Here is a 25,644-nt window from a genome sequence, read left to right on the forward strand (position 1 = left end):
CCTGGTCGGTCCGTACCGCGGTGTTCGTCTTGAGCATCCATGCGCGTACGTCGGGGGCCGCGCCGACTTCCTCGGCCCATGCGTCCAGTCGCCTCGCCGCCTCCTCCTGGGGCAACCTGAGGGTCTCCGCCAACCAGGCGTCCCCGTCCTGGTACTCGATGCCCTCCGGCGACAGCACGGGGTCACCGGTGGTGCCGACGAGGGTCAGCAGTTCCCGGATCCAGGCACGGCTCTTCTTCTTCCGCCCCGCCTTGCGGAGCTCCGCGACCCGCGTGAAGCCGGTTTCGAGGCTCCCGTCGTCCAGCGCCTTGGCGAAATCGGGGCGCGCGATGGCCTCGGCGAACGCCTCGGGGGCGGAGAGCAGCAGATCGAGTGCCCCGGCGTTGCCGGGATCCGCCAATGCGGCGAGCAGCTCAGGCGTGCTGAACAGGCGCTCCCAGTGCTTGACGGAAACGGCTGTGCCGAACCGGGCCGCCAGCTCGCTCACGAGGGCCCCGTGCGGGCGAAGGTTCTCCAGCTGCGGGGACGCGACGGCGGCCATGGCTCCGGGGTTCCTGCTGAAGAACCTGATCAGTGCGCCGTCGTGCTCCAGCAGCGCGTCCTCCAGGCCCTCCGTCCCACCGAGCCGATGGAGCAGGTTGAGGGATCCGACCGCCCCGGCGCCGAAGGTGATGAGCCGGTCGTCGGTGGCCAGCCGGGACTCCAGGCCGGACAGCGCGCGCGTCAGATCGATCACACTGGACGACAGCGCGGCGAATGCCGCCATCACGGGATTCGCACTGAGCACGGCGGGCAGCCAGGGGGCGACGTCGGCGGCCTCCTCGATACGGGCCAGGACGGCGTCACCGTCCGCCCCGACGACCTCTCCCCGCAACTGGTCGTGGCGAAGGACCGCCCGGAGCAGGTCGGGCCTCAGCAGAGCGCCGTCGTCATCGCCGGCCAGCCGTTCCCTGACGGGAGCGCTCTTCGGCAGCAGCAGCCTGCGGTACTCGTGCGGACGTGACAGCAGTCCGGGGTGGCGCTCCAGGGCCGTCACCAGCCCGTCCTGCTCTTCCAGCACCCGCGCCAGGTCCGGCCGGGTGAGCGCGGCGTCCAGGGCGGGGTCGGCGGCCCGCAGCCGTTCCACGGGTGAAGCGTTCGGCGGCACGTCCCGTGCGGTCCGCTCGGGGGAACGCGCGGCCCGCAGCGCGGCGGCGAGCCGGCCGTCGGGAACCCCGTCGAAGGCGTGCGGGTCGTACGAGAGCACCTCCGCGACCGCCGGATTGCCGGCGGCGGCGCCGACCAGTTCCCTGGAGCGGGCGATCCGGGTTCCGAAGCCGGGAACGTCGGGCAGTACGTCGACGAGCCACGGGCTGCCTGCCAGCACGTCCAGCACGGCGGTGTCGCTCATGGCGAGGTCCAGCAGGCCGGGCACCTGGAACAAGGCGTACGTCTGGTCGGCGTGGGTCCGCAGAGCCGCGCGCAGGTCCCGGTGGGCGAAGAGCCTTCGGTAGTCGATCTCGACCGGTGAGGACGCGCGTGAGGCCGCCGCGAGGCCGGTGAGCAGGGCCCAGTCCTCCAGGAGGGACACGGCCTGATGTGCCGGACGTTCGGCGCGGAGCAGCGCCTCGGCGGCCTCCGGGAACGCGTCGAGGATCATCATGAACGTCGTGATTTTCGCGCCCAGCACGGTCCGGATGAGCTCCGTGTGCCCGTTCAGGTGGTCCGCCACCGCGGGATAGCGCAGGAGCATGTTGGCCCACGGTGCCCGGCTCTCGATCGCGTCGACCAGTTCCCGGCGGCCCGAAGGGGACTTCGCCAGCAGGGCGTTGAGGTATCCGGGCGTGTCGAGGAGGTCGTCCGCGCTGTACGGGAACCGGTCCGGCAGGGTCTTCAGCGCGTCCAGGAAGGCCGGCGAGACCGCCAGCACCTCCGGCATGTCCGGGTGGGCGAAGAGGAAAGGCGTCAGTGCCGGGTGCTCCGCGGCCTGTTCGACCAGGTGGACGGCGTCGGGCTGCAGCATCCGGGTCACGGCCGTGAGGTTGTCGGGTTCGGTCCACCGCGCGTCCTCGCCGAGCAGCCGGGCCATCGCCCGCGCCGGCCACGTGTCGTGCCAGCCGGACCGCTGGGCGGCGGCGATCAGCTGCGCCCGCACGGTGTGTTTCCCGAACTCGGGTATCGCGAGCTCCCGCACGGCCGCCTCCAGCAGCCTGCGCCCCTCCGCGGTGAGCGGTGCGGGCTGAGGTGCGGTTCCCGTGGCCCGGCCGGCGGCGGAGGTCTCACCGGCGGAGGCGGGGGCCGTGCGCTGCCCGGCGGTCCGGTCGGCGCCGCCCTGGCCCGCCTTGCGCCGCTTGGACCTGCCGCCGCGCGGCGCCGCGTCCGCGGGGGCCTGGGCCGGATCGTCACCGGCGAGCTCGATCAGCACGTCGTCGCTCACCCGGGGGGATGGCTCGGGCCGCTCCTCCACCGGCCGGCCCGGCTGCGCGGCCGGAACCGGCTCCGACTGCCGCGTCCGGGCCGGTTGCGCTTCGGACCGCGCCGGTCCCCGCGAGTCCCGCGTGTGGGCCGACGCGGGCCCCGCGCCGTGCGCGCGCCCGGACTCCGGCTGTGCTTCGGCTCCCGTGTCCGCCGGCGTCGGCCGCTGGGCCTCCTCAGCCGTCCGGGCCGCCGTCAGGCCGGGCGGCAGGTCCAGGGCGCGCAGCACCATGGTGCCGACCACCCAGCGGGTGCCGGCCGGTCCCCCGACCCGCAGCACGGCCAGCGAGCGGATCAGGTGGCCGGGGGTGGGACCGTCCGCGCCGGCCGGCGCCGAGACACCGAACTTGAGGTAGTCGCGCCGGTAGGCGTTGGTCGCCGAGGACTGGCCCTGGCTCGCGCGGTTCTGCGCGTTCGGCAGCGTGAGGCGGACGCGGTGGGTCTGGTCCGCCGTCAGCGGTGTGGTGAACCGGGTGCTGACCGCGGGGGTGACCGTGGTGGCGGCGCTCGCGGCGGACGTGTCGGAGGCGACCCGGACGTCGTCCAGGGCGGTGGGTCCCTCGGCCAGGATCTCCTGCGGGTACAGCCTGAGCCGTACGGACGTCGCGTCACTGGTGCCCGTACGTCCCATGAGGCGGCCCACGGCGCTGGAGTCGAGCAGTTCACCCGCGTCGTCGCCACCCGGCCGTACCAGCCGGGCGAGCCGGATCATCAGCGCCTCGTACGACAGCGAGGTGTGCATCCGGTCCACTCCGGCGAGTGCCGGGTCGACCGTTCGCAGTGCCTCTGCCAGCTGCTGCGCGCCGTCGAAGGCGTAGACGGCGAAGGGCCGTTCCGGGACCCAGTGTCCGCCGGTCAGGGCGGGGCGTACGGCGAGCGGCAGGCCCTCCACGTCGACGGCGACCGCGTCCTCGGGCGCCACCCGCCACTCGCCGGGGTCGTGGGTGAGGACGGCGGGCTCGGGCCTGGTCGGCCCTGCCGCGGTGTCCGGCTCGGCGGGCAGGTCGGTGCGGTCGAACCGGAGGGTCACCCGCGCGTCGACGGAGGCGTGGAGGTCCGCGACGGCGACGCCGCCGGCCACCGCGTCGGCGAGCCCGGCGAGGGACGCCCCGGTCAGCGGGATGCTGCGCACGGAGGCGAGGAACTGGTACGGAACCTCGAACTCCGCCAGCTGGCCCGACCGTTGCCAGGAACGCGCCTCGCGGGAGGAGGACACCGAGGCGTCCACCGCGCGTCCGGCGGACAGCCCGAGCGTGGTCTGCGCCCGCCGGCCCTGGTACTGCACCACGGGGATGGCGTCCAGTTCGTGGCCCCGGGAGTGGGAGACGCTCTGTCCCACCGCACCGGCCACCGGCAGGTTGCCGTCGCGCCCGCTGCCGTGGGCGGAGGAGCGGGTCAGCTCCGAGGTGCGAGGGGCGGGACGCCCGCGCAGCGCGTCCAGATCGGCGCCCGGCGCCGGGCCGGCCGCCAGTGCCACCTCCACCAGTCGTGGTCCGAGCCAGCCACGGTGCACGAAGTGCACGCTCACGCGTCCCTCGGGACCCGCGGCGACCAGGGCGCGCAGCGCCACCGGGGAGGTGCGGTCGGCGATCCAGGTGGCGACGCCGGGCAGGTAGGCGGCGTGCCCCGGAACGGTCGTCCCGGGTGCCGCCTCTTCCACGGCGTGCGAGATCTGCTGCCGGAAGCCGCCGCGCGGGCCTTGGAGGACGGTCTCCATGACGGCCCCCTGCCCGATCTGGCCGGTCGCCCGGTACCACGACGGCAGGACCAGATCGGCCGCCGGCACGGCCGGGGTGAGGCCGAGAACGGTCGTGAGCGGGAAATGCCGGGACAGCTCGCCGTCCGGCAGCAGGAACTCCACGGCGTCCGGCACTCGGATGCCGATGGTCCGCTCCGTGTGGGGGCCGGCGGCCAGCGTCCCGGACACCACGTTGCGGCGCCCCGCACGGACCGTCACCTCGAACGTGGCGGTGGCGGTGAACCGGTGCACCCGGGCGTTGTTGTCGGCGGTGACCCGGGCGTTCGCGGCGTTGTCCGCGACCGTCACACCGGCCGAGGCGCCCGAGGAGTACGCGTACCGCCCGCTGGGGAAGAGCCCGACCGTCGGACCGTAGGCACCGCTGACGGTCACGCCCTGCTGCCGTCCGCTGCCCGTCGACCGGGTGACCGAGGAGGTGTCCGCCGAGTACAGCCAGGTCTCCAGGCTCATCGGGGGCGGTGCGTCGCGCAGCTGCGCGTCGGTCAGGTACCCCCGCACCGTCACCGACACGTCGGTGCCCGAGGCCAGTCCGAAGCTGCCGACCCCTTCCAGGACGAACCCGTCACCGAACACCGCGAGGGCGTTGCCGGTGAGCTGCTGCGAGGAGAGGGCGGAGCGCAGCACCTGCTGCGCCATGCCGTCCAGGTCGGTGAGCGAGCCGCCCACCGCGGAGCGCACCGTCCACCGCCAGGCTCCGTCCGCGGCACGGACGGCACGCCCCAGCGGCCCCGGTGCGCCGTCCGACGCCCAGGAGCGGACCAGGCGTTCGGCCGCCTCCTGGTCGTCGGGCAGGCCCGCCGACAGGTCGAGAGGGTCCTCGGTGCGCGGTGCGGGCCGGACCGTCCCCAGCAGCCGGCTCACCGCCTCGGCCAGGGCGCCGCCGCCCGACACGCGGTCCACGAAGGCCGTCTCCGGGAGCCGGGTCAGCTCGCCGGAGTCCGCGGCGGCCCGCAGCCGCTCCAGCTCCTCGTCGCTCACCTGGACGGCGTCCCCCGGGACGGGCCGGGGCGCGGGCCGTGCGGGCTCGGCCGTGTCCGGTGCCGTCTCGGTGCGGTACGTCGGCACCGCGATGCCGAGGGTGCCGTCCGCGACGGCCGGCCGGGGGGCCGGGCCGTGGCTCCAGGTCAGCTCCAGCCGCAGGCGCACCGGGACGTCGAACAGCTGGAGGCCCTCGTCCGCCGAGGAGACCACGTACTTCTCCTGGCCCACCAGGGACCCGGTGCCGGTGGTGGTGGCGGTCTGCCGGCTGTACGAGTAGTCGGGTCCCAGACCCTGCAACGGCAGGTCGCCGTGGCGCTCCAGGGGGTTGCTGACCTGGCCGGCCCCGGTGACCGACCAGGCCATGGGGGTCACGGTTCGCTGTTCCTGGCCGGGGCGGGCGAACCCGGACCAGTTGTTCACCTGGACGCCGGGCAGCGCCCGGACGGCCTCCACCGGTCCGTCGCCCCGGCGTTCGGCGGACAGCCGCAGCGCGACCCGCTGGGTGTCGGCCAGGGTCGGCAGCTCGAACCAGACCGTGTGGCCGCCGTCGAGGAGTTCGTCCGCGACGGCGCGCAGCGCCTCGCCGGAGCGGGCGTGGTCCAGGGCTCGGGCGTTGGCCAGTTGGCGGGCCCGGGTGGCCTCGCCGGTCCAGCCGCCGCCGGTGGCCGAGGGCAGGAAGCCGTTCTCGCGCAGCCAGCGTTCGGCCAGCGCGAACAGCGGCTCACCGCCGTCGACGCGCAGGGTCGTGGTCGAGATGCCCAGCGAACGCAACCGCGCCGCCTCGGGCGGGAGCCGGCGGGGGGCGTCGTCCTGGACGCCCTCGAGCGCGGCGCGGGACGGCACCTGGAACACCACCGGGTACGCGCCCAGCCCGGCGCGGGTGTCCAGCGGGCTGCCCGGCGCCGGGAACACACGGTCCCGGCCGGGGCGCACGAGCTCGACCACGAGGCCCACCCGGCTGCGCACCCGGAAGAGCGGTCCGCCCCACTCCAGCGCCTGGGACCTGGTGACCTCGCCGCCGGAGCCGAGTCCGTACGCCACCTGGTGGCGTGCTCCGGCGTTCAGCGACACCGAGCCGCCGACCGGGTCGGTCACGCCGCCGGACGGGGCGGCGGAGAAGCCGAGCGAGACACTGAGGTCGCCACCCGCCGCGTTGGTGACGGTCGACTGCCCGGTGACGCGGACCGTGCGCACCACCATCTGCATCAGGTCCGCCTCGGGAGCCGCCGGGCCGACGGTCTCCTCTCGGCCGGTGAGGTCCGCGCGCACCCGGAAGTAGCCCAGCACGGAGCCGTCACCGGTCAGCAGCACCGGTGAGCTGTGCCATCCGCTGAGCATCCTGGGCAGTGCGTCGCGCAGGTTGCGGGCACCGAAGAACCGCCGCAGGTCCTCCCGGGACGCCTCGGTCGCCCCGCCGAGGTGCGCCGCGAAGGATTCCTCGACCGCGTGCAGCACGCGGTCCGGGCCGAGGATGGTCTCGACGGCGTACAGCGGTGTCTCGTGCACCGCCGCCCGCAGCGGGGCGGCCTCACGCCCGGCCGCGCTCCGCCGGTCCTCGGCGGTGCCGCCGGATGCGCCGGCCCCGCTCTCCCGCGCCGGGTCCTGGGCGGTGGCCGACGGCTCGGGCCGGGCCAGGTACTCCGGGAACCAGACCGCGATCCGGCCGTTCTCCTGCTCGGCCGTCCAGTCACCGGCCGCCTGGGCGGTGTCGGTCCGCACCTGCCACCGCATCCGGTACTCGAACGGCACCGTCCCGCCGAGCACGGTGGTGATGGACAGCGACTGCGCGCCGCCCGTGGCGCTCACGGCCGTCGACAACTGGTTGCGTACCACGTTGACCTGCGGCTGCACAACGACCTGGCGCAGCGGGCCGGCGGCCGGTACGTCCCACACGTGGCTGTAGTTGAACTGGAAGGTGCGCAGGTCGGCCGAGCCGGAGCTGTTCCCCGCCTCCGAATGCCCGGCGCCCCAGCGCTGCACCCGGTCGGGGACCCCGTCGGCCAGCCCCGCGAGCAGCCCGGGCGCGTACCGGGGATCGTCCAGTCGCAGCCGTACGTAGACGGTGCGGGGGGCGCCGCGGTGTTCCAGCGGCAGGCGCAGTCCCGTCTCGCCGCGTACGTCGGCCCACTCGTGGACCAGGTAGGACGAGGTCAGCCGGGCGCCGATCCGCCGGCGGAGGTCCTCGTCGGGCCCGGTCGTCCCCTCCAGCTGCCGGGCCACCTGGTCCCGCAGCCACGCGACGGTCTCCTGCGGCACCAGGCCGAGGTGGGTGGTGCCCTGGGCTCCGTCGAACGCCGCACCGTACGCGCGCACGTGCTGGTTCGGTTCCCGGAGGGCCTCGGCCCCGGCCGGCCGCGGCTGCTGTTCGGACCGCGGCTCCGGGCGGGCTTCCGGCCGTGCCTGCCCGGGCCCCCGCTCCGCCGACCGGTCGCCGGGGAACCGGTGCAGGACGGCGTCCAGGCTCTGCGGCTCCCCGGTCCGCGGGCCCAGGACCGCCGCGTCCAGCTCCGCCGCCGTCGTGTCGTCCACCGGCACGACGACCGGCTCGGCCTCGACGGCGCTCGGCCCGGCCTGGGCCTCCTGGACATCGGACGGCAGCCCCAGCCGGTGCGTGAGGAGACGGTCGGGCTCCTGAGGCGTCGGCCGCTCATCGCCTCGCGGCTGCGCCAGGGGGTTCCTCGGCGTGGTCCCCCACTCCCGCGTCTCCACGGTCCCAGGCGTCCCGCCGGCGTCCACGTCGATCGGTGCGGTGGCGCCGACCACCGGAGTCTCCTGCCGCTCCGGCTGCGGAGCGAGGTCGGACAGCTCCTCCATCAGGGCGTCGCCGGACGTCGGCTCACGTCCGTCCGAACGCGGCGTGAGTGACCCGCGCGACGACGAACCGGCATCCTCCGCACGCCCGGTCGGCCGAAGCCTCGACGGTCCCGCCATCGGCGACGTGTCCGGCAGCGGCCCACGCGCGCGGCGCGACGGCGCGCCGCCCGGCATGGTCCCGTGGTCCTGCCCGCCCTCGGAAACGGTCCCGAGAAGGCCGGAGTCGGCCTCGGCCGGGTCGAGGAGCCGGGCGGGCAGTACATGACTGCCGAGGCCGTCGCGGGGCGCGCCGGGCATGGTCTGCACCAGGCGCCGGGACCACGGGGGAAGAACGACCGTGTCGACCGGGCGAAGCGGGTTCCCGGCCAGCGTGCTGAAGGTGACGGACCGGACCAGGTCACGCAGAACGGGGGAGGAGGCCAGGAACCCGACGACCGCGTCCCACATCTCGTCGGGGCGGGGGCGGCTGCGGATGACCGGCGCGACCTGTGCCAGGTTGAGGTTGCCGGGCTGTCGGTGCAGACCCTGGACGAGGGTGACCACCACGCCGCGGGCTACCCGGAGTTCCTCCGCGGGGTCGTACGCCGGTGCGGTGGCCGCGGTCGCCGCCGGGCCCTCGGCGGGATTCGGCGGAAGCCAGGACTGCGCGGAACCGAGCCGGAACACCTCGGGCGAGAGGGTGAGCAGTCCGCCCAGCGTGTCGGACAGCCCGACGCGGCGGGCCAGCGTTCGCCAGACCGTCGGGCTGGGGCCGGTGCGCATCAGCACCTCGTCGCGGACCGTCTGCTGCGTGTGGTTGAGGACGTCGGGGGCGAGCGGACGGCGCGCGGACCGGTCGTCCGGGGGTGCTTCGTCGTTCTGCAGCTGAAGGGCCCGCAGGTGGTTCTCGGCCGGGGTCCGCGTGTAGTTGCCCCGGATCACGTCCCGGTACGGGTCCAGGAAAGCGTGTCCGGCGGGTGCGATCAGAGCCGCGTTCCAGGGGCGGCCCACGTGGCGCGCGATGCCGAAACCGTGTTCGGAGTCGGCGACTCGACGGACCTCACCGGCCAGGTCACCGGAGACCGCGTTGTCCCCGTCGGTGTACACACCACCGAACCGGGCCAGAAGCTCGACTCTCAGTATGTCGCTCGCGGCCGCGTACGCGGCGCCCATCCCCCGGGCGGTCTCCGCCTTGAAGAGGCCCTCCAGCACCATGGGGGACGACGCGGAGAAGATCTCGTCGACGTTGACCAGTCCGACCCGCACGGAGCGGGCCCACTCGAGCATGTCCAGGACGTCGGCCAGGCGGCGGTCCGCGTCCCACGCGTCGGCCGACTGTTTAGCGGCGGCCCGGGCCGCGTCGAATTCGGCCCGCGACACGTCGGTCCACAGAATGACGCTGAAGTCCGGGTGCGAGGCTGCCAGTCCGGCGATGTTCAGGCGGAAACCGCGCGTTGCCCCTTCGTCCCGCAGCGGTCCGCCGAGCCAGATGGTGTGGATGAGCTTGGCGATCCGGGTGGCCTTGGGCAGACCGGGCACCGTGGCGCGGCTCATCGACCGCCGGCCCGACTCGACCACGGTGTGCGGCTGCCGGGGCAGCGCGGAGGGCCGCAGCTCGTCCGCGCTCGGAGCCCCGACTGTCATGTCCACAGCGGTGAAGAACGCGGCGCGCTGGGCCGCCTTCAGCCGCGAGAAGTCGTAGCCGCGCAGGAACTGCGGCGCCGGGGGCGCCTGCCGCTGCCCGTAGAGATCCGGTCCGAGGATCCTTGAGATCGCAGCGGCGTCCGGGTCAGCGCCGAGGCCGGGACCCCGGTGGACGTCGACACCGGATGCGAGCCCACGCTGCAACTCCCGGACCGACGGGGTGGCCTCCCCTTCCGTCGCGGGCGCGCCTGCGAAGGCGCCTCCGCCCAGCATGTGGACGGGAGACCAGATACCGGGTGTCTCCACCGTCAGCTCGTCGACCAGCGCCACGGCCCTCGCGACACTGTTCGTCCGGCCGAGCGTCTCCACGATGCGCAGCAGCCCCCGGTGCTGCGCCTGACGCAACTGCTCTCCCGCCGGGTCCGCGGGCACCAGCGTGGCGGGCTGCAGCAGGGCGGACGCCTGACGGACGAGAGCCTCGAAAGTGTCCTCACCGAACTCCTGACGCAGCCGGAGTTCCATGGCGTGAGTCGTCTGCGCACCGGAGTCGCCCTGGGGCGCGCGCACCGTGTCGGCGGCCGGCACGTCCCGGAGCCGGAGGGGCATCGAGTCGTCGGCCCTCGCGTGGGAGCGGGGCTCCGAGGACACACCCCGCGGACGGGCCCTCCCGTCGGCAACCGCACCCATGGACGACGGCCCGGCTTGCGGCGTCACCGGCGCGTTGTCGCCCGGACCACCGCCCGGCAGGCGCAGTACCGACTCGTCCGGCGCCGGGCCGGCGGTGTCCGCCTGGAGCCACGCCCACCAGGGGTCGGCGGACAGCACGTCCTGGCTCTGGTGGGCATCGGGCAGCAAACCGGCCAGCGTCGCCAGTTCGGCTTCCAGGTCGATCGCACCGGCGTCCGGATGGCCGAGACCGAACTGGTCCCAGTCGACGCCCGCGGCGTCGAACCCGGCGTCCCAGCCCACCGGGAGATCCTGGCCGGTGCCGTCGTGCATCCCGGTGTCGTGTGACGGACCGGCGATATCCGGCAGGGCGTCGTCGGGTACGAGGTGCCCGAGCCCCGGCTCAGCCGTCAGGTCACCGACGGGGCCGAGAGTGTTCGTCTCCCCCCGGCTGCCCGTAAGGGCGTCCTGGCCCTCCGTCGCACCGGAAGCGGTGGTCGGTCCCGGGCCGGTCAGGCCCTGGGCGGGCGCTGCGGACCGCCGCGGGAGCCGGACGGCGCGCCGACCGGTGGGAGGAGCGCCTTTGGACCTGCCGGGCCGGTCGGCATACTCGCTGCTCAGCTGGGAGACCAGCTGGAGGCTCAGGCTCCTGCCCAGCGCCTTCAGGGCGTAGCCGTGCACGTCCCTGAACGTGAGCCTGCGTGTGCGCTGCCGTTCCAGCTTCCGCACGTACGTGAACAGCTTCCCGCGTTCCTCGGGCGTCACCGAGTCCTGGGGGACCGGGGCGACGGCCTGGGTGCCGGCCGAGGGCAAGGGGCGCCGTGGGGCGCCCCACAACTGGAGCCAGCCCTCGGTGGGTGACGCCTCGCCCGGCAGGACGCTCGCGGCCCAGGACGGACCGAGGACGTCACGGATCTCGTTCCGTTCGGCCTGGGGTATCCGGGACATGTGGGGGAGCGTCTCGCCCCAGTGGGCCAGGTCGAACGTGGGTGTCCAGCCGGGCACCCGCACCGCTCGGATCTCTTCCCGCGGCGGTGGTGCGTCGAGCTGCCGACCGGTGACGTCCCGGCTGCTCAGGTACGCCTTGGCGGCCTTCAGCGCAGCAGAGGTCGGCCAGCGCATACCGATCGCGTTCCAGGCGTCCACCGTCGTCTGGGGCAGGCTTGAGTATGGCGTCCGGCGCAGCAGTTCCACGTAATGGCCGAGAGCATCGGGCCGTCCGCCCACCCGGGCGGACGTTTCGAGATGCCCGTGCGTCGCGAAGTAGTCCGCCGCCGCTGCCAGCTGATGTGCCGCTGTTCCGGTGACGTAGCTGCGGTGCCTGTGCCTCTGCCCGGGCACCGGCGGACCACCCCGCCGTCGCGGATTCTGCTCCCAGTACTCCGCGTGCAGCCATTCCAGCTGCCGCGGTTCCAGGACCTTGCCCCAGGTGGTGAAAGCCGCGTCGGCGACGCTGCCGAACGTCACCTCCGGCGACTGCGCACCTCGTTCCCGCAGCTGGTCGAACAGCTCGTCCTGCTGGTCCAGTGTCAGCCAGTCGCTCCAGAAGGGGCGTACGGACGGCGGCTGCGGCCGGGAACTCCACCGTGTCGACCGCCACCCCGAAGTGGCGTCCGCACCGCCCTGCTCCTCCTCGGTCACCTCGATCGGCCGCGTACGGGTGCCGGGTCCCGGCTCCTCCGACTCGTCGCGGTCCTGCGCGGCGGGGCTGTCCCCGAAGAGGTCCGCCATCAGGTCGTCCGAGTGTTCCCGCGGCATGCCGCCCGGCTGCTGCTCGCCGCGTCCGAAGCGGGGCATGAACAGTCCGGCGAGCCCCTGCGAGGACGACGAAGGGCCGGCCTCCCGCTCCGTCGTGCCCGCGAGCGGAGCGCCCGCGCGGATCCCGGCCGGGGCCGGACCGGCGCCCAGTTCCGCGGCCCGGTGCCCTGCCGCCTCCTCGCCCTGGGTGTGCAGGACGAGGGCGACCTCCAGCACGCGCCGGCGGTGGGCCTCCCGCAGCGCCTCGGTCTCCGCCTCCGCGCTGATGGTCAGCTTCGACGGCACGAGCTGGCCGGCCTTGCCGATCAGTGCGGCCAGCCGGCCGTGGTCCAGTCCGCGCAGCTCCGGCGGCAGCGACTCGGCCGGCCTCTCCCCGGCGGCCCGCCCCTTGCCCTTGACGTCGCCGCGGGTGGCGTGCAGGTCCGCGGCCTCCAGGCCCGCGCCGAACGCGTCCGCGTACGCCGCCTCGTGCTGGGCCCAGGACGTGGACAGGGGCTGGGGCGCCCACAGCAGTTCGTACGCGGCCAGGAAGTCGGCGCGGAAGTCCTCGGCGAGTTCCTCCCACCGCTGCCGGGCGGTGCCGTCGTCCGGGCGCAGGCTGTGGAAGGACCGCGCGGCGTCGTGCAGTGCGGCATCGGCCCAGGACTCGAAGGTGAGGTGTGCGGGCAGGGCGCGGGCCTGCTCGGCGAGCAGGACGTCCCACTGCCGTACCGCGCCGGCCAGTTCGTCGGGGGCGATGGGACGGCCGGTGAACAGCGCGTCGAAGGCGGCCAGCAGCCGCTCGTCCAGGCCGGCCCGGGCGCGGGCGATGTCGGCCCCGGTGAGCGAGTGGTGGCCGTGGGCCGCGCGCCACCGGTCGAGCTGCTCGTCGAACAGGCGCCCGGAGGTGGTGACCACGGTGTCCCGGGCATGCTGCACGGTGAGCCAGGTGTGCAGCCGCTCACGTCCGGTGATCTCGCCGTACGCGGTGCGCCAGCCCTCCAGCCGGCCCCGGACGTCCGCCAGGGCGGCCGGTACGCCGTCGTGTCCGAAGAGCTGCTCGAAGTGGTCGTTGACGGCGGTGGCCACGGAGACGTCCAGGGTGCGGTGGAGCATGGGGCGCACCTGGTCGGAGGAGACCGGGAACCGGTCGAGGAAGGCCCGGCCCGCCCGCGGTACGGACTCGGCCCAGGAGTCCACGGCATCGGTGACGTCCTGCCGGGCGCGGAGGATCTGCGCCTCGCGGGCCGCCTGGAGGGCCAGCCGGCGGGGCAGCCCGGTGAGGACGTCGCGTACCTGGTCCTGCCACACCTGCGGAAGTGCCCCGCCGCCGGTGGTCAGCGCGGCCACGGCGGCCGGGGTGGGGAGGAGCCGGTCGAACGCCTCCCTCAGTGCCCGGCGGGTGTCTTCCAGGACACGGGCCCGGCCCGCCTCGGACACCTCGGTGTCCGAGGCCCCGAAGGCGGCGAGGAGGTCACGGCCGTCCCGGTCGAGGCGGTCACGGAAGGACCCACCCGCCAGCTGCTCGAACACCGTGTCGAGTCGGGCGAGTTGCCCGAAGAGGAACGCGTGCCGGTCGAACTCCCCGTCGAGACCGGCGACGAGCGCGCGCAGCTGCCGGGCCGTCTGCCGCACCGCGCCGCCGCCACCGGTGCGGACGTCGGTGCCGGAGACGAGGGTGTCCTGGAGCATCGCCTCCCAGCGGTCCCGGAAGTCGCCGGCGGCCAGCTCGCGCACCGTCTCGGCCATGTCCAGGACCAGCTCGAACGGCGCCGCGGCAGGGTCGGTGAGCCGGTTGCGCCAGGCCTCGGTCAGCCGCAGGCCCCACCGGCGGAAGGCCTGGCCGAACGCCTCCTCGCCCCGGACCCTGGCCAGCTCGTGGGCGGCCCGCAGGGAGAAGTCGTCCCACAGGTCGTCCTCCGCCGGGCGGCCGGCGGTCGTGTCCCGGAACCGGCCGGGGTTCTCGCGGACCCGCTCCCTGACCGCGGCCAGCCGCTCCTCGGACACTCCCGGGGCCCGGTCCCGGGCCCACCGGCCGAACGCCTCGTCGACGGCGCTCCGTTCGTCCGTCGTGGCCGCGCCGGCCGCCGTTTCCCCGGTGGATTCCCCGCCGTGGGGGGCGGGCGCGGCCCCGGGGTCCTCCGTACGGTCCCGTGCCAGCAGGCCGGCGTACTCGCGGTGCAGCTCCCGCTGCGCCTCGTGCCACGCCGGGACCCGCCAGTCGTCCTCGGTGGCGGCCGGCGGGTGCGGTGCGAGGAACTCCGCGGGCACGGCGGTGTTCCGGGCGGCCAGGGCGGTTTCGAGGTGCGCGTCACGCAGAGCGGTGATGTGGCGCCGGGTCCAGTCGACCGTGGCGGCGTGGGACAGGGTCACGGTGCCCTGGACGCGGGCGTCGAGCTGCCGGGCGACATCCTGGTGCGCCTGGTGCCGGGCCTCGGCGACCTCGCGCAGCGCGGCGCTCTGCGCGTCGAACCGCGCCAGGACCCGCTCGCGCGTCCGCGGGGTGTACAGGTGGAGCCGGTCGGTCAGTGGTTCGGCGAGTGCCCGGCGCCGTTCCTCGTACCAGGCCGTCAGCTCACGGTCCCAGGCGGAGTCGGCGGTGAAACGGGCCGCGTGGTCGGCGAAGCGGCGGTTGTGAGCCACCACCGTCTGCGCCTGCCGCTGCTCGTACAGCGCCGCCTGGCGCACGTCCTCGTCGAGCCGCGCCAGGCGTTCGAAACGTTCGGTCTCCTCCGCGACGGCCAGGGCCTCGGCGCGGTCGGTGACGTACTGCTGCCGCAGCTGGGCCAGCCGGCCGGCATACCAGCGGCGTGTCGGGCCGCTCCACTGGGCCCGGCCGTCGGTCAGGTCCGCGCTCCGGTCCGCGCGGCCGCCGAGGGCGGCGTCGAAGGCGGCGCGGGCCTGCTGCTCGGTGGCCCAGGCGGCGTGCGCCTCGGCGTATCGCTGCCCGAACTCCTGGACCAGGGCCGCCAGGCGGGCCGGAGATTGCCCGGCGGCCTCCCGTTGGAACTCCTCCGCCAGCGCGAGGGCCGGCTGTGCGTGGGCGAAGGCCTCGCCGTGCCGCGGGTCCGGCACGGTCGAGGCGATGTCGCGGTGGAACACCTCCGACGCGTGCGCGTACCCGGCCAGTCGCTCCTGGACGGAGGTGAGCCGCGTGGACAGTTCCGCGAGCGCCGCGCCGCGAGCGGGGGTGAGTTCGGCGGGGCCCGTGGCCGTACGGTCGTGCGCCCAGGCGTCGGCGAACGCCTCCCGGGCGGCGGCGACCTCGCCCGTCGCCCGGGGGGTGCGCAGCTCGGGGAACCGCGTCAGCCGCGTCTCGAACTCCCCGTACGCCCGGTCGCGGGCCTCCACGGTGTCACGCAGCCCCGCCAGGCCCTCCGGGGCGGGTGCCTGGGCGGGGGGTGCGTCGGTCCGGGAGGCCGCCGGACGGACGGAAGCGGGCAGCGGTGGCGGTGCCGGCTGCTCCTCGCGGGCGAGGAGTTCCTGGGCCTGGACCTGCCCGTCCTCCGCGCCGCCCCTGGCCGCCCGGCCGGCGCCGCCGCCGGCGGCCGGCTCCTCGAACGGTGCACGGGTGAGCTGGGTGATCTCCATACGCGCCAGGTCCAGCGACCACCGCGGGTCGCGCTGCCAGGCCCGTACCGCCTCGTCCTGCGCCCGGGTCCGTTCGCTCAGCTCCTGCCAGCGCCCGCGGGCCTCGTCCGCCAGGGCGGCGCGGACCGCCCGCTCGCCGTCCGGCGAGGGCGTGCGGGCGGCGGCGTCCCACTCCTGGGAGAACCACGACTTCAGGTCGGACAGGCCGCGTTCGTACTCGGCGGACACCCGGGCCGAGCGGATCTCGCCGCGCGGGATCTCCGTCTGCCGCGCCAGGTCCTCCAGCACCGCGCCCTTGCCGAGCATGCCCTGGAAGTTGCCGGCCACCCGCTGCCGCCACTCCCGGCTCTCCGCCTGGGCGCGCTCACGCACGGCGGCGTCCCTCGGCGCCCGCAGTTCGGTGCTGTCCGTTTCCCACTGCTCGCGCACGGTGCTGCCGAACGCGTCACCGCGCTCCCGCTCGCGTTCCAGCCAGCCGTGCAGATCACGTCCGGACGGACCGTAGATGTCCTGGTAGCGGCGGGCCCAGTCGCCGCGGAAGTCCTGCGCCAGCCGGTCGAAGGTCTCCTCGGTGACCGTGTAGCTCCGCTCGGGCCGCTCGGTCAGCTCGTCGAGCCTCGGCCCGGACATCCGGTGGAAGGCCCCGCCGCCGTCGCGCAGCGCCCGCTCCATGCCCCACTCGAACTGCAACCGGTCCGGCAGGGACCGCTCCACGGCCGGCAGGTACGCGCGGGTGAACTGCTCCTCGCCCGCCGCGACGCGGTCCATTCCCCATGCGCCGTCCTCGCCGCGCCCCGCGAGCTCGCGGTAGACCCGGGTGACGTCCTCCCGCAGTCCCTCGTGGGCGCGCTGCGCACCGGGGCCCTCGGCACCCAGACGCTCGAACAGCCGGTCGGCGCGGGTCAGGGCGCGCTCCAGGCCGACCTGGTACTCCAGCCGTGCCGGCAGCTCGCCGGCCAGCCTGTCCCGCGCGTCGCGCAGCGATGCCGCGTAGGCGTCCCACTGTTCGCCGGTCAGGTCCCGCGGGTCCCTACCCGCCAGGATCCTCTCGGCCTCGGCCGTCAGGTCCGCGCGGTGAGAGGCGATCACCGCCTCGGTGTCGACCATGGCGGCTTCCACCGGATCGTGCCTCGTGGCGCGCTGCCACTGCGCGCGCAGGGCTTCGACCTCCCGCCCGGCCTGTGCCTTCAGCTCCTCCTCGGTGACCCGGGCGCGCAGCCGTGCTTCCCACCGTTCGCGGAACCGCTCCACCTCGGAGCGCAGGGCGTGGCGCTCGGTCTGCCACTCGGCGTGGTCCATCCGGCGGGTCGGCGTGCCGTCGCCGCCGGGCAGAGTCCGGGTCGTCGCCTCGAACTCGGAACGGAAGTCGGTCCGGGCGTCGCGCACCCACGGCGCCTTCGCGTCGGCGCCGACGCGCCTGCCGAGGAACTCGAACGTGTCCGCGGCCTCGGCCGCCAGGTCCAGCCGGGTGCGCAGGCCCCGGGTGAGGTCCCGCAGCGCGTTGTCGTAGGCGCGGTGCACCTGGGACCAGTCGAACGTGTCGACGCGCTCGCCGTCGCGCCACATGCTCGCGGCCGCGCGGTACACCTCGCCGACGGCGTCCGCGGCGAACTCCTCGCGTACCTGGCGCAGGTCCTCCGGTGACAGGGCCCGGCTGCCCGCTGCGGACTCGTCGTCGAACGCCTCGTTCGCCGCTCGCCGGGCGAGGTGCGCCGCGGCGGACAGCTCGAACTCGTCGTGCAGGCCGGCGGAGAGCCGGTCGAACGTCTCGGCGAACTCGGAGCGGGAGATGTCGCCGCGCAGATACTCGTCGAACGCCGCCTGCCAGCGTTCGTCGAAGCGGGACTTCACCTCCTGCGTCCACTGCCGGCGCACCTGCTCGACGAGTGCCTGCTCGTCCTCGGCACGCCTGGGGGCGTCCGCTCCGGCACCGGACTCCCGGGCGGCCTGATCCCGCGCCGCCGGGCCGTCGGCGTTCTCGGTGAGCGTCGTGCGCTCCTCGGCCGTACGCAGGTGTTCCGCGTCGGTGATGCGGGCGCGGATCGCATCGATGTCGTCGGGACCCACGAACGCGGGGTCCGGGTCGGCCAGGCGCCCGGCGAACGCCTCCTCCACCCGGCGATCGGCCTCCTGTTGCTGCCGGAACCGGTCCTGTTCCTCCTCGAACCGGCCCCGGTGCGTGTCGAGCAGGCGCCCCTGCTCCTCGCTCCACCGCTGGGCGCGCGCCGGATCGTCGCCGTGGAACACGTACGGTTCGTAGCGACCGGTGCCGCTGCCCACGGCAACGTCCGGGCTGTTACCGCCGATGCCCGGGCCGGGCGGGGGGTCCCCGCCGTCGGTGCCGGGGTGGCCGTCGCGCGTCTGCGGCGACGACTGGTCCGCGGCCTCCTGCGTCCGGTGCCGCTCCGGCCCGGCGTCGGCGGACGCCGGATCCTGACGGACGTCTCCGCCCTCGCGGCCGGCCGCCGCGGGCGGGGCTCCCGCCTCGGTCCGCACGGCACCCGGCCGCACGTCACCGCCACCGGCGGTGTCCACGGTACGCACGTTCGACGTGGCCTGCCCGGCCGCCGTACCGGCGCGCGCGTCCCCGCCACCGGCAGGGCTCACGGTACGCACGTTCGACGCGGCCTGCCCGGCCGCCGTACCGGTCCGCGCGTCCCCGCCACCGGCAGGGCTCACGGTACGCACGTTCGACGCGGCCTGCCCGGCCGCCGTACCGGTCCGCGCGTCCCCGGTGTCACGGACCACGCCCTCCGGTCGCGTGGCGGAACCCTCACCGGGTCCGCCCGGAGTACGTGTGGCGGAGACCAGTCCCTCGCCGGCCGTGCCCGGCCGCGGTCCCGCACCGGCGCCCGGCGCGGTCTCCGTACGCACGACGGGAGTTCCGGCGCGGCCGTCCGCCCCAGCGGGTCGCGGTGCCGTTCCGCCGGTCGCCGGCGCCTCACGGCCCGGTCCCGGTGCGACCGCGGCACGTCCGCCGGAGCCAGTCCCCTCCCCGGGCCTGGCCACGCTTCCGGTACCCGGTGCGGCCTCGGTACGGACCGCGGGGGCCCCGTCGCCTCCGGCCGCGACTCGCGTCCCGCCGGCCGCGGGGGCCGTGGTGGAGGGGCCGGGCTGCTCGGTGCCGGACGGCCTGGACGGCCCGGCGTTTCCCGCGGCTGCCGCAGGCGTGTCGATACCCCGAGCCACTCCGTCCGCCCGTCCGGCAGCCGCAGCCCCGGCATCGGTGACACCCGGTCGCGGGCCGGACGCCGGCCCCGCGCCGATCGCGGTCCCGGCCTCGCCGCCGGTGCCCCGGACTTCTCCGGGACGGCCGACGGCGGCGCGCCCCGGCGCCCCGGCGCTCTCTTCCGCGGCCCGCTCCGGCGCGACGCTCCCGCCCGCGGCAGCGGAACCCTCCGGCCGCGCGACACCCGCCTGCGCACCCCGGACCCCGGCCGGCTCGCCACCGGTACCGGCGACCGCACGGTCCGGCACCCCGCCGGTCTCCCCCACCCTCGTACCGCCACCCACCGCAGCGGAACCCTCCGGCCGCGCGACACCCGCCTGCGCACCCCGGACCCCGGCCGGCTCGCCATCAGCGCTTCCGCCGGTGCGGGCCACGGACGGGACCGTGGGCCGCTCGTCCGTCAGGCTCGTTCCGGTCGGCGTCCGGCCATGGTCAGGTGCCTGCGGCATCTGCTGCCCGGGCGCCGTCGGATCCGCCGGTGCCGTACGGCTGCCGGTACCGCCCGCGGCCGGGGCGTGCTCGCCGCCCTCGAAGCCGGGCAGTCCTGTGGCCTGCCGCGTGCCCGGGGGTACGGCACCGGTCGCGGTGGGCTCCGCCGCCCCGCCGCGCACCGCCGTCCCCGTCCGGCCGGCGCCCTCCGCGGTCGTGCCCGCCTCCGGGGCGCCACCATGTGCCGTCCCCGTGCCCGCGGCGGCGGACGCGGGCACGGGGCCGGCGTTCCGGGGGGCCGGCGACACGGAGGCGGCGGACGGGTGGCCGGGGCTGCCGTCAGCGGTGGCCGGGTACGGCGTGTCCGCGGTCCGTGCGCCACCGGGTGTGCCGGTGGACGTGTCCGGACCCGGCGTCACGGTGCTCCTCGTGCCGCCCGGTGCGCCCGCACCCTTCTCGGGGGCGGCCGCCGTCACGATGTCCTTGAGCCCGCCCGGACCGATCAGGCCGGGGCCCGTGAGCGAGGTGCTGTTCACCCCGTCGGGCGGGGTGAACGGCTCCTTGGTGGACAGCGACTTGACCGCGTCGGCGAGCCCCTCCGTCGGTGTGGCGTCCTGCCGGCGGCCCCCCGTGCCCGCGCCGCCGACCATGGCACCGACGGCGCCGGCCAGGAAGGCCAGTGACAGTTCCTGGTCCGCGTCGAGCGTCTTGTTGAGGATCTCGGCGCCGACCACGCCGGCCACACCACCGATCGCGGTGCGCCCGATGAGCGAGTTGGCGAACTTGGGTACGAAGTGGGAGGCGACGCCGGAGAACGCGCCGAAGACGGCTCCGCCGATCGCCCCGCCGGCGGCCATGTTCTTGATGGCGTTCGGGTCCAGGTGCTTGCGGGTCCCCTTGAGGATCTCGATGCCCTGGAGGAGGGTCTCCAGCCCCGCCATGGTGCCCGCGCCGATGGCCGCCGACATGAGCAGCCGCCGCAGGATCGCCTGGATCACCTGCCGCACACCGGTGATCAGCGCGGGTACGGCGGCGAGCCCGAACAACGTGTTCGCCAGGAAGGCCAGTTCGACGAGCATCCAGGCGAGCATCGCCTCGACCATGTAGGTGGCGTGTTCGACCTCGAGGGCGAACTCGTCAGCCTTCAGCCGCAGTCCGTCGGCCGCCTGCGCCAGCTCCGGGATCGTCTTGCCGAGCGCCCGCATGTACGCGTCGAACGCCTCGGCCGGCTGGCCGTTGACGTTGGACAGCACAGTGGTGCGGACGGCGTTGACCTCGCTCATCATGCCCTGGACCTGCCGGGCCAGCTCGCCCCAGACCTCGCCCTGCTGCCGCAGCAGGGCGGGGTCGGCCTCCGGCAGCCGTGTGCCGGTGATGAGCGCGGCCCACCTGAGGGGCTCGGGGACGGGACTCACGCCCGGCCGCCGCGCCCGCCGCCGCCCCGGCCCTGGTTCCCGCCGAACTGCCCGTTGAGCCGGCCCGTGGTCGTCTTCGCCGCCTCGTTGGCGTCCGTGAGGACCTTGGCCATGAGCCGCAGGTTCTCGGCAGACGTACCCAGCACCTCGCCGACGCCGCTGCCGGCCTTGATGATGTCCTCGGCGGTCGGGACGTACCGGCTCGCGAACCGCTGGCCGGGCGCGTCGTTCCCCCAGGCCCTGGACCCGTCCGCGGACAGCCGTGCCGCGGCCTCCTTGAAGGCTCCGCCCAGGCGCTCGGCCAGCGCGACCAGCGGCACGCTCGCCCGCTGGATCCCGTCGGGGTTGACGACGAACTTCTCGGGCACGGCGGGGCTCCTCTCGGGACGGACGGGTCAGGAAGCGGGTCGGTGGGATCGGCCGGCGGCCATGAGCGCGGGCGTGGCCCGGGGCCACGGGCGGGAGCGGGCCGGCGGCACGGATCAGTTGCGTGCGATCCGGGGCCCTTCACCGGCCCGCCGACCCGTACGACCCTGGTCCACGTACTCCCGCACCCCGTCCGGCATGGCCGGCTCCGACGGCATCAGCTGCGCCACGTCAGCCGTACCGCGCAGCAGTTGTGCCGCGTCGAGGCCCTCGGGCAGGTGCGGCGTCATGACCTCGGCGAGGGCGGCGGTGGCCTTCCCCCTGGCCTCCTGGACGGTGGCGACGATGAGGTCAGCCAGCTCCTTGGGGGCCATGCTGCGGTAGGCGCCGGTGGGGAACTCCACGGACAGCACCTCGCCCTGCGGGCCGACCGTGGCCTTCATGGCCTGCGCCTTGGCCGTGGCGGTGCCCGTCACCTCGCGCATACGGCTCTGGAGTTCACCGATCTGCGCGAGCTGGGCCTGGTAGCCCGCCCGCAGTTCCTCGATCTGCTCGTCGAACGGCGTGGACACCTGCTGACTCCTCATGGGTCGGACGCTCGGACGGTGGCACCCGGCGCGGGCCCGGGGACGATGAGGCGGTCAGCGCCTCTGCCCACTCACGAAAGCACGGCCCGGGGCGGGAGAGAACCGCAGCTCATGAGGCGTGCCCGCTCGAACACCGGCCTTGTCCGAACAGACGTCGGGCCGGTGGGGGGCGGCGGGTCACTCCGCGCCCCCGGCCTCGGACAGGGCGTCGAGGAGCGGTTGTGTCTCCACGGTGAGGGAGACGGCTCCGGCCGGGTTGAGGTAGAGCAGATGACCGGGCGGAAGGAGTCCGACGACGTCCCGGCAGGGCATGACCCGGTACGCCAGGCGCCCGGCCGCGTCCACCTGGGGCTGGGCGGTGAACGCGGACACCACCGCGGTGCCCTCCGGTGTCAGCGCGGTGACCACGCCGCCGTCCGGGCGGACGTGCACCGCCAGTTCACTGCCGACCAGGGCGTGCACGACATCCTCGGGGCGGCCGTAGCCGGTGGCGGCCCGTTGCACCGCGTGGTCCGCCGGATCCGTGGGCGGGGCCCAGCCCAGCGCGGCGGGCGAGGGGCGGTAGGTGTCGTTCTCCTGCCACTCGACGATCTCTCCGGAGGCGTCCGCGCGCCACCGGCCGATGACGGCCCAGTCCGGGGGTGGTCCCACCCCCTCGTCCCAGGCCGGGTCGACCATTCCGAACCAGTGGTCCGGGGCCTGGCGTGCGGCCTCCCGGATGTCCTCCGGCGGTTCCGGGACGGCAGGTGCGGCGGGTGCGGTGCTGGTGTCGGTCATGGGTCCGTTCTCCTGGGCGGCCGAGGCGGCCGGTGGGGGGGGTGAGTGACGTCGGGGTGATCCGCCCGCGCCGGACGGCGGCGGGCCGTCCGGCACGGGCGGGGGGCACATCGGGTGGGTGGCGCCTAACCGATGGAGTCCGGTACGGCGGGACGGGTGCCCCAGGCCGAGGCGTCCTGCGTCAGCAGGTCGACCATGCCCTTGTCGCCGGCCTCGTCGTCCTCCTGTTCGCCGTCCCCTCCGGGCCCGGTTCCCGCGGCCTCGGACTCGGGCTCGTCCGGCAGCTCGGCGTCCCCGTTCCCGCAGCGGATCCCGACGTCGTCGGCGATGCCCGCCGCCGCTGGGCCCTGGGCGGTCGTGGCGGCCCGCGAGGCCGGTCGCCAGGTGGTCAGCTCCGGTCCTGTGAACGCGGTGGTGCCCGGGTCCACCGTGCGTTCGGCGGCGCGGACGGCACTCGTGGCCTCCGCCTCCCAGACGTCCGGCGCGGCTACCGCGTACCCGGAGGTGTTCTCCCCGTGCTCGCCGTCGGCCGATCCCTGGCCCGCGAACGCGAGCATCAGCATGCCGAAGCCGGCCGCCGCCACGTCCCAGGTGGCGGTGTCGTCCGCTGTCTCGGACTGCGCCGGCAAGGGGACACGGTCATCGGGAAGGTCCGGCAGCGGGGCGGCCACCGCCGGTTCACCGGACGTTGCCTCCGCTGCCCCCTGCCCCGTGGTGGGGTCGGCGGCCACCTGCGCGGCCGTCGGGGCCGGAACACCGGTCGGGGCGACGGCGGGCCGTGCCTGTTCCGGTGCGGCGGCGGCCGGCGGCGTCGCCGTCTCCGCGTCGTCGGGGGACCACACAGCCGCCGATCCGCCCAGCAGCGCGGACGCGGCGCTCTCACCCACGGACCCGCCGGCACCCGGACCCGCGCCGTCCGTGCCCCTGCGCGCCGTCGGCGGCACCGCCGGGGCCAGCACCGGCACGGCCGCCGGCGACGTGGTGGACGCGGTACCCGACAGTGCGGAACCGCCGGCCGGCGCCCCGGCCACCGGATCCGTTCGCGCCTCCGCGCCCGCTTCCGCGTCGCCGGTCCACGGAGCGGTCGCCGCCTCCAGCAGCCCCGAGGAGTCCGGCCGTTCGCCTTCTGACGCACCCGCGGCCCCGGCGCCCGCCGCCCCCGTGCCCGGCATCATCGGCATGAACGGCGTTCCGGCAGCCGCACCGGCGGTTCCACCAGCACCCGGCACACCGGACGACGGCTGCGACGCCGCCCCCGGGGTCCGAGCGGCCTCCTGACCCGCGTCCAGCCCGGACAGACCGGCACCGCCGGCCGCCGCACCCCCCACCGGCTCGACCTCCGGCAACGCACCCAGCTCCGCGCCACCGGACCACGGCTTCACCTCACCACCCAGCAGACCCGAGGCATCCGGCCGCTCGGCAGCCCCCGCCCCCTGCGCACCAGCCCCGGAACCCCCCATACCAGGCATCATCGGCATCATCGGCATCCCGGCACCACCACCGGCACCCGACGCGGATCCCTCGGGCAGGCCCGGTGCGGAGACGAGGTTGGAGGACGGCATCGCGGAGGGCGTATCCAGGCCGGGGGCGCCGGTCACGAGGTCGCTCGGCAGCGGCGCCGCACCGGTACCGCCGACGGTCCCGACGTCCGGCGTACCGATCGTTCCGGTGTCCGCAAGTGTGCTCCCCGTGCCGCCGGTCTCCAGTCCCGGCGGCTGGGTGCCGCCGGTCCAGGCCGTGACGGGCTCGGCCAGGCCCTGGCCCGCCGTCGAGGAACCTGGGCCGCCCGTCGTCGGTGCGGCCACCGAGCCGAAGCCGGGCAGGGGGACGGCACTGGCCGGGACGGTTCCGGTTCCGATGCCGGAGCCGGTGCCGATGCCGGAGCCGGAGCCGGAGCCGGTGGCCGGATCGAGGAGGTCGTTCAGACCGGTGCCGGCCGGGCCGGGGAACGGTTCGACCGTGCCGGTACCGCCGTCCGTGCCACCGGTCCCGGTGGGCAGGCCGGGCATCGTGGCACCTCCGGTGAACGGATCCACGGCGCCCCCCGTCCCACCCGTACCTCCGGTGCCCGTGCCCGTGCCCGTGTCGGGGAGGGTCAGGTCGGGCAACGCGGCGCCGGTGTCCCCGGATCCGGGCCCCCCGGCCGAGGTGCCGCCGGGGAAGGGCGAGATCGTTCCGGTGCCTCCGGGGTCCCCGATCGCGCCTGGGTCCCCGGCTCCTCCCCCGCCGGTCGTGGGCATGTCGGCCAGGGATGTGCCGCCGGGGAACGGCGACGGCGAGCCCGTGCCGCCTCCTCCGCCGCCACCGGTGTTCAGCTCGCTGAAGTCGGGTGGGGGCGCGCCACCGCCACCCTTGCCCGTGTTGGGATCGAGTGAGCCGGTGGGGAACTTGGTGTCGTCGGTGCCGCCGCCGCCGGTGCTGCCGGGGTCCTTGGTCGGTGAGACGACCGGTTTGGGCTGCACGCGGCCGAGGTTCTGGCTGACCTGGGCGTAGTTGGTGGCGAGTTTCTTCAGCTCGGCCCGCATGTCGTCCGTCATCATCTTCACCAGCTCGGGCTTCTGGCTGATCGGCATGAGGCCGTTGGCCATGGGCCTGACGCCGAGCCGGGCGGCCTGGTTGGCGTACCAGGCGTCGATGGCATGGATGTTGACCTGGGCGACGGTGAGCGCGTTGGCGCTCCAGACGAGGTTCTGTGCCACGGAACTGCCGGTGGAACCGCCGCCGAGGGCCTGGGCGTTCGAGGCGACCTGCTTGGAGAAGGTGGTCATCGCGTCCATGAAGACGTCCGCAGCCCCGCCCTGCCAGGGCGCGCCCTTGCCTCCGGCCAGGGCTTTGGCCTGGTCGGCCAGGCTTTTCGCGACCATCGCCATGACTTCCTGGACGTACTGGAAGTCGTTCGCCGCCTTCACCAGGGTCTGCGGGGAGGAAACGGAGGACGCGCGGCCGTCCCCGCCTTCACCGGGCACCAGAGCGGAGCCACCCGTGATGGCCGCCATGATCTGCTTCCAGTCCCAGCTGTCATAGTCGGACGGGGAGCCCTGGACCGTGGGGTCGGCGTAGATGCCGCTGCCGTCCTCGTGGAATCCGCCCTGGTTGTAGTCCGGCATAAGCCTGCGCTCTCGTCTGGGGCGTCGGCCTCCGGCACGCGAACACGACGACGGCGGAAGGACCGAGCGCTGATTACGTCCATGCCTGAGCCACTGACGGCGGCACCGG

At 75.2% G+C, this 25,644-nt stretch carries 5 protein-coding genes (1 of these 5 only partly in view); all 5 read right to left on the reverse strand.

The features are described 5' to 3' along the window. On the reverse strand, positions 1 to 20,698 hold the start of the coding sequence (locus tag ACGFT1_RS27375; protein WP_373911649.1) for a hypothetical protein. The gene continues 30,137 nt to the left of window position 1, outside the view; the window shows 20,698 of its 50,835 coding nt (coding positions 1-20,698); the start codon lies at positions 20,696 to 20,698; the stop codon falls past the left edge of the window. After that, complete coding sequence (locus tag ACGFT1_RS27380) at positions 20,695 to 21,066, reverse strand: hypothetical protein (protein WP_373911650.1); 372 nt, start codon at positions 21,064 to 21,066, stop codon at positions 20,695 to 20,697. Before ACGFT1_RS27380 ends, ACGFT1_RS27375 begins: the two co-directional genes overlap by 4 nt. A 114-nt stretch (positions 21,067 to 21,180) precedes the next feature. Further along, positions 21,181 to 21,651: a YbaB/EbfC family nucleoid-associated protein gene (locus ACGFT1_RS27385; protein WP_373911651.1), complete on the reverse strand. Its 471-nt coding sequence runs from the start codon at positions 21,649 to 21,651 to the stop codon at positions 21,181 to 21,183. Positions 21,652 to 21,828: 177 nt separating this feature from the next. Next, positions 21,829 to 22,428, reverse strand: coding sequence for a type VII secretion system-associated protein (locus tag ACGFT1_RS27390; protein WP_373911652.1), 600 nt, complete (start codon positions 22,426 to 22,428; stop codon positions 21,829 to 21,831). 125 nt (positions 22,429 to 22,553) lie between these two features. Beyond that, positions 22,554 to 25,535, reverse strand: coding sequence for a hypothetical protein (locus tag ACGFT1_RS27395; RefSeq protein WP_373911653.1), 2,982 nt, complete (start codon positions 25,533 to 25,535; stop codon positions 22,554 to 22,556). Between the last annotated feature and the right edge of the window lie 109 nt (positions 25,536 to 25,644).

It is taken from the genome of Streptomyces sp. Y20 (assembly GCF_043195475.1).
In the GTDB taxonomy this organism is placed as follows: Bacteria; Actinomycetota; Actinomycetes; order Streptomycetales; family Streptomycetaceae; genus Streptomyces.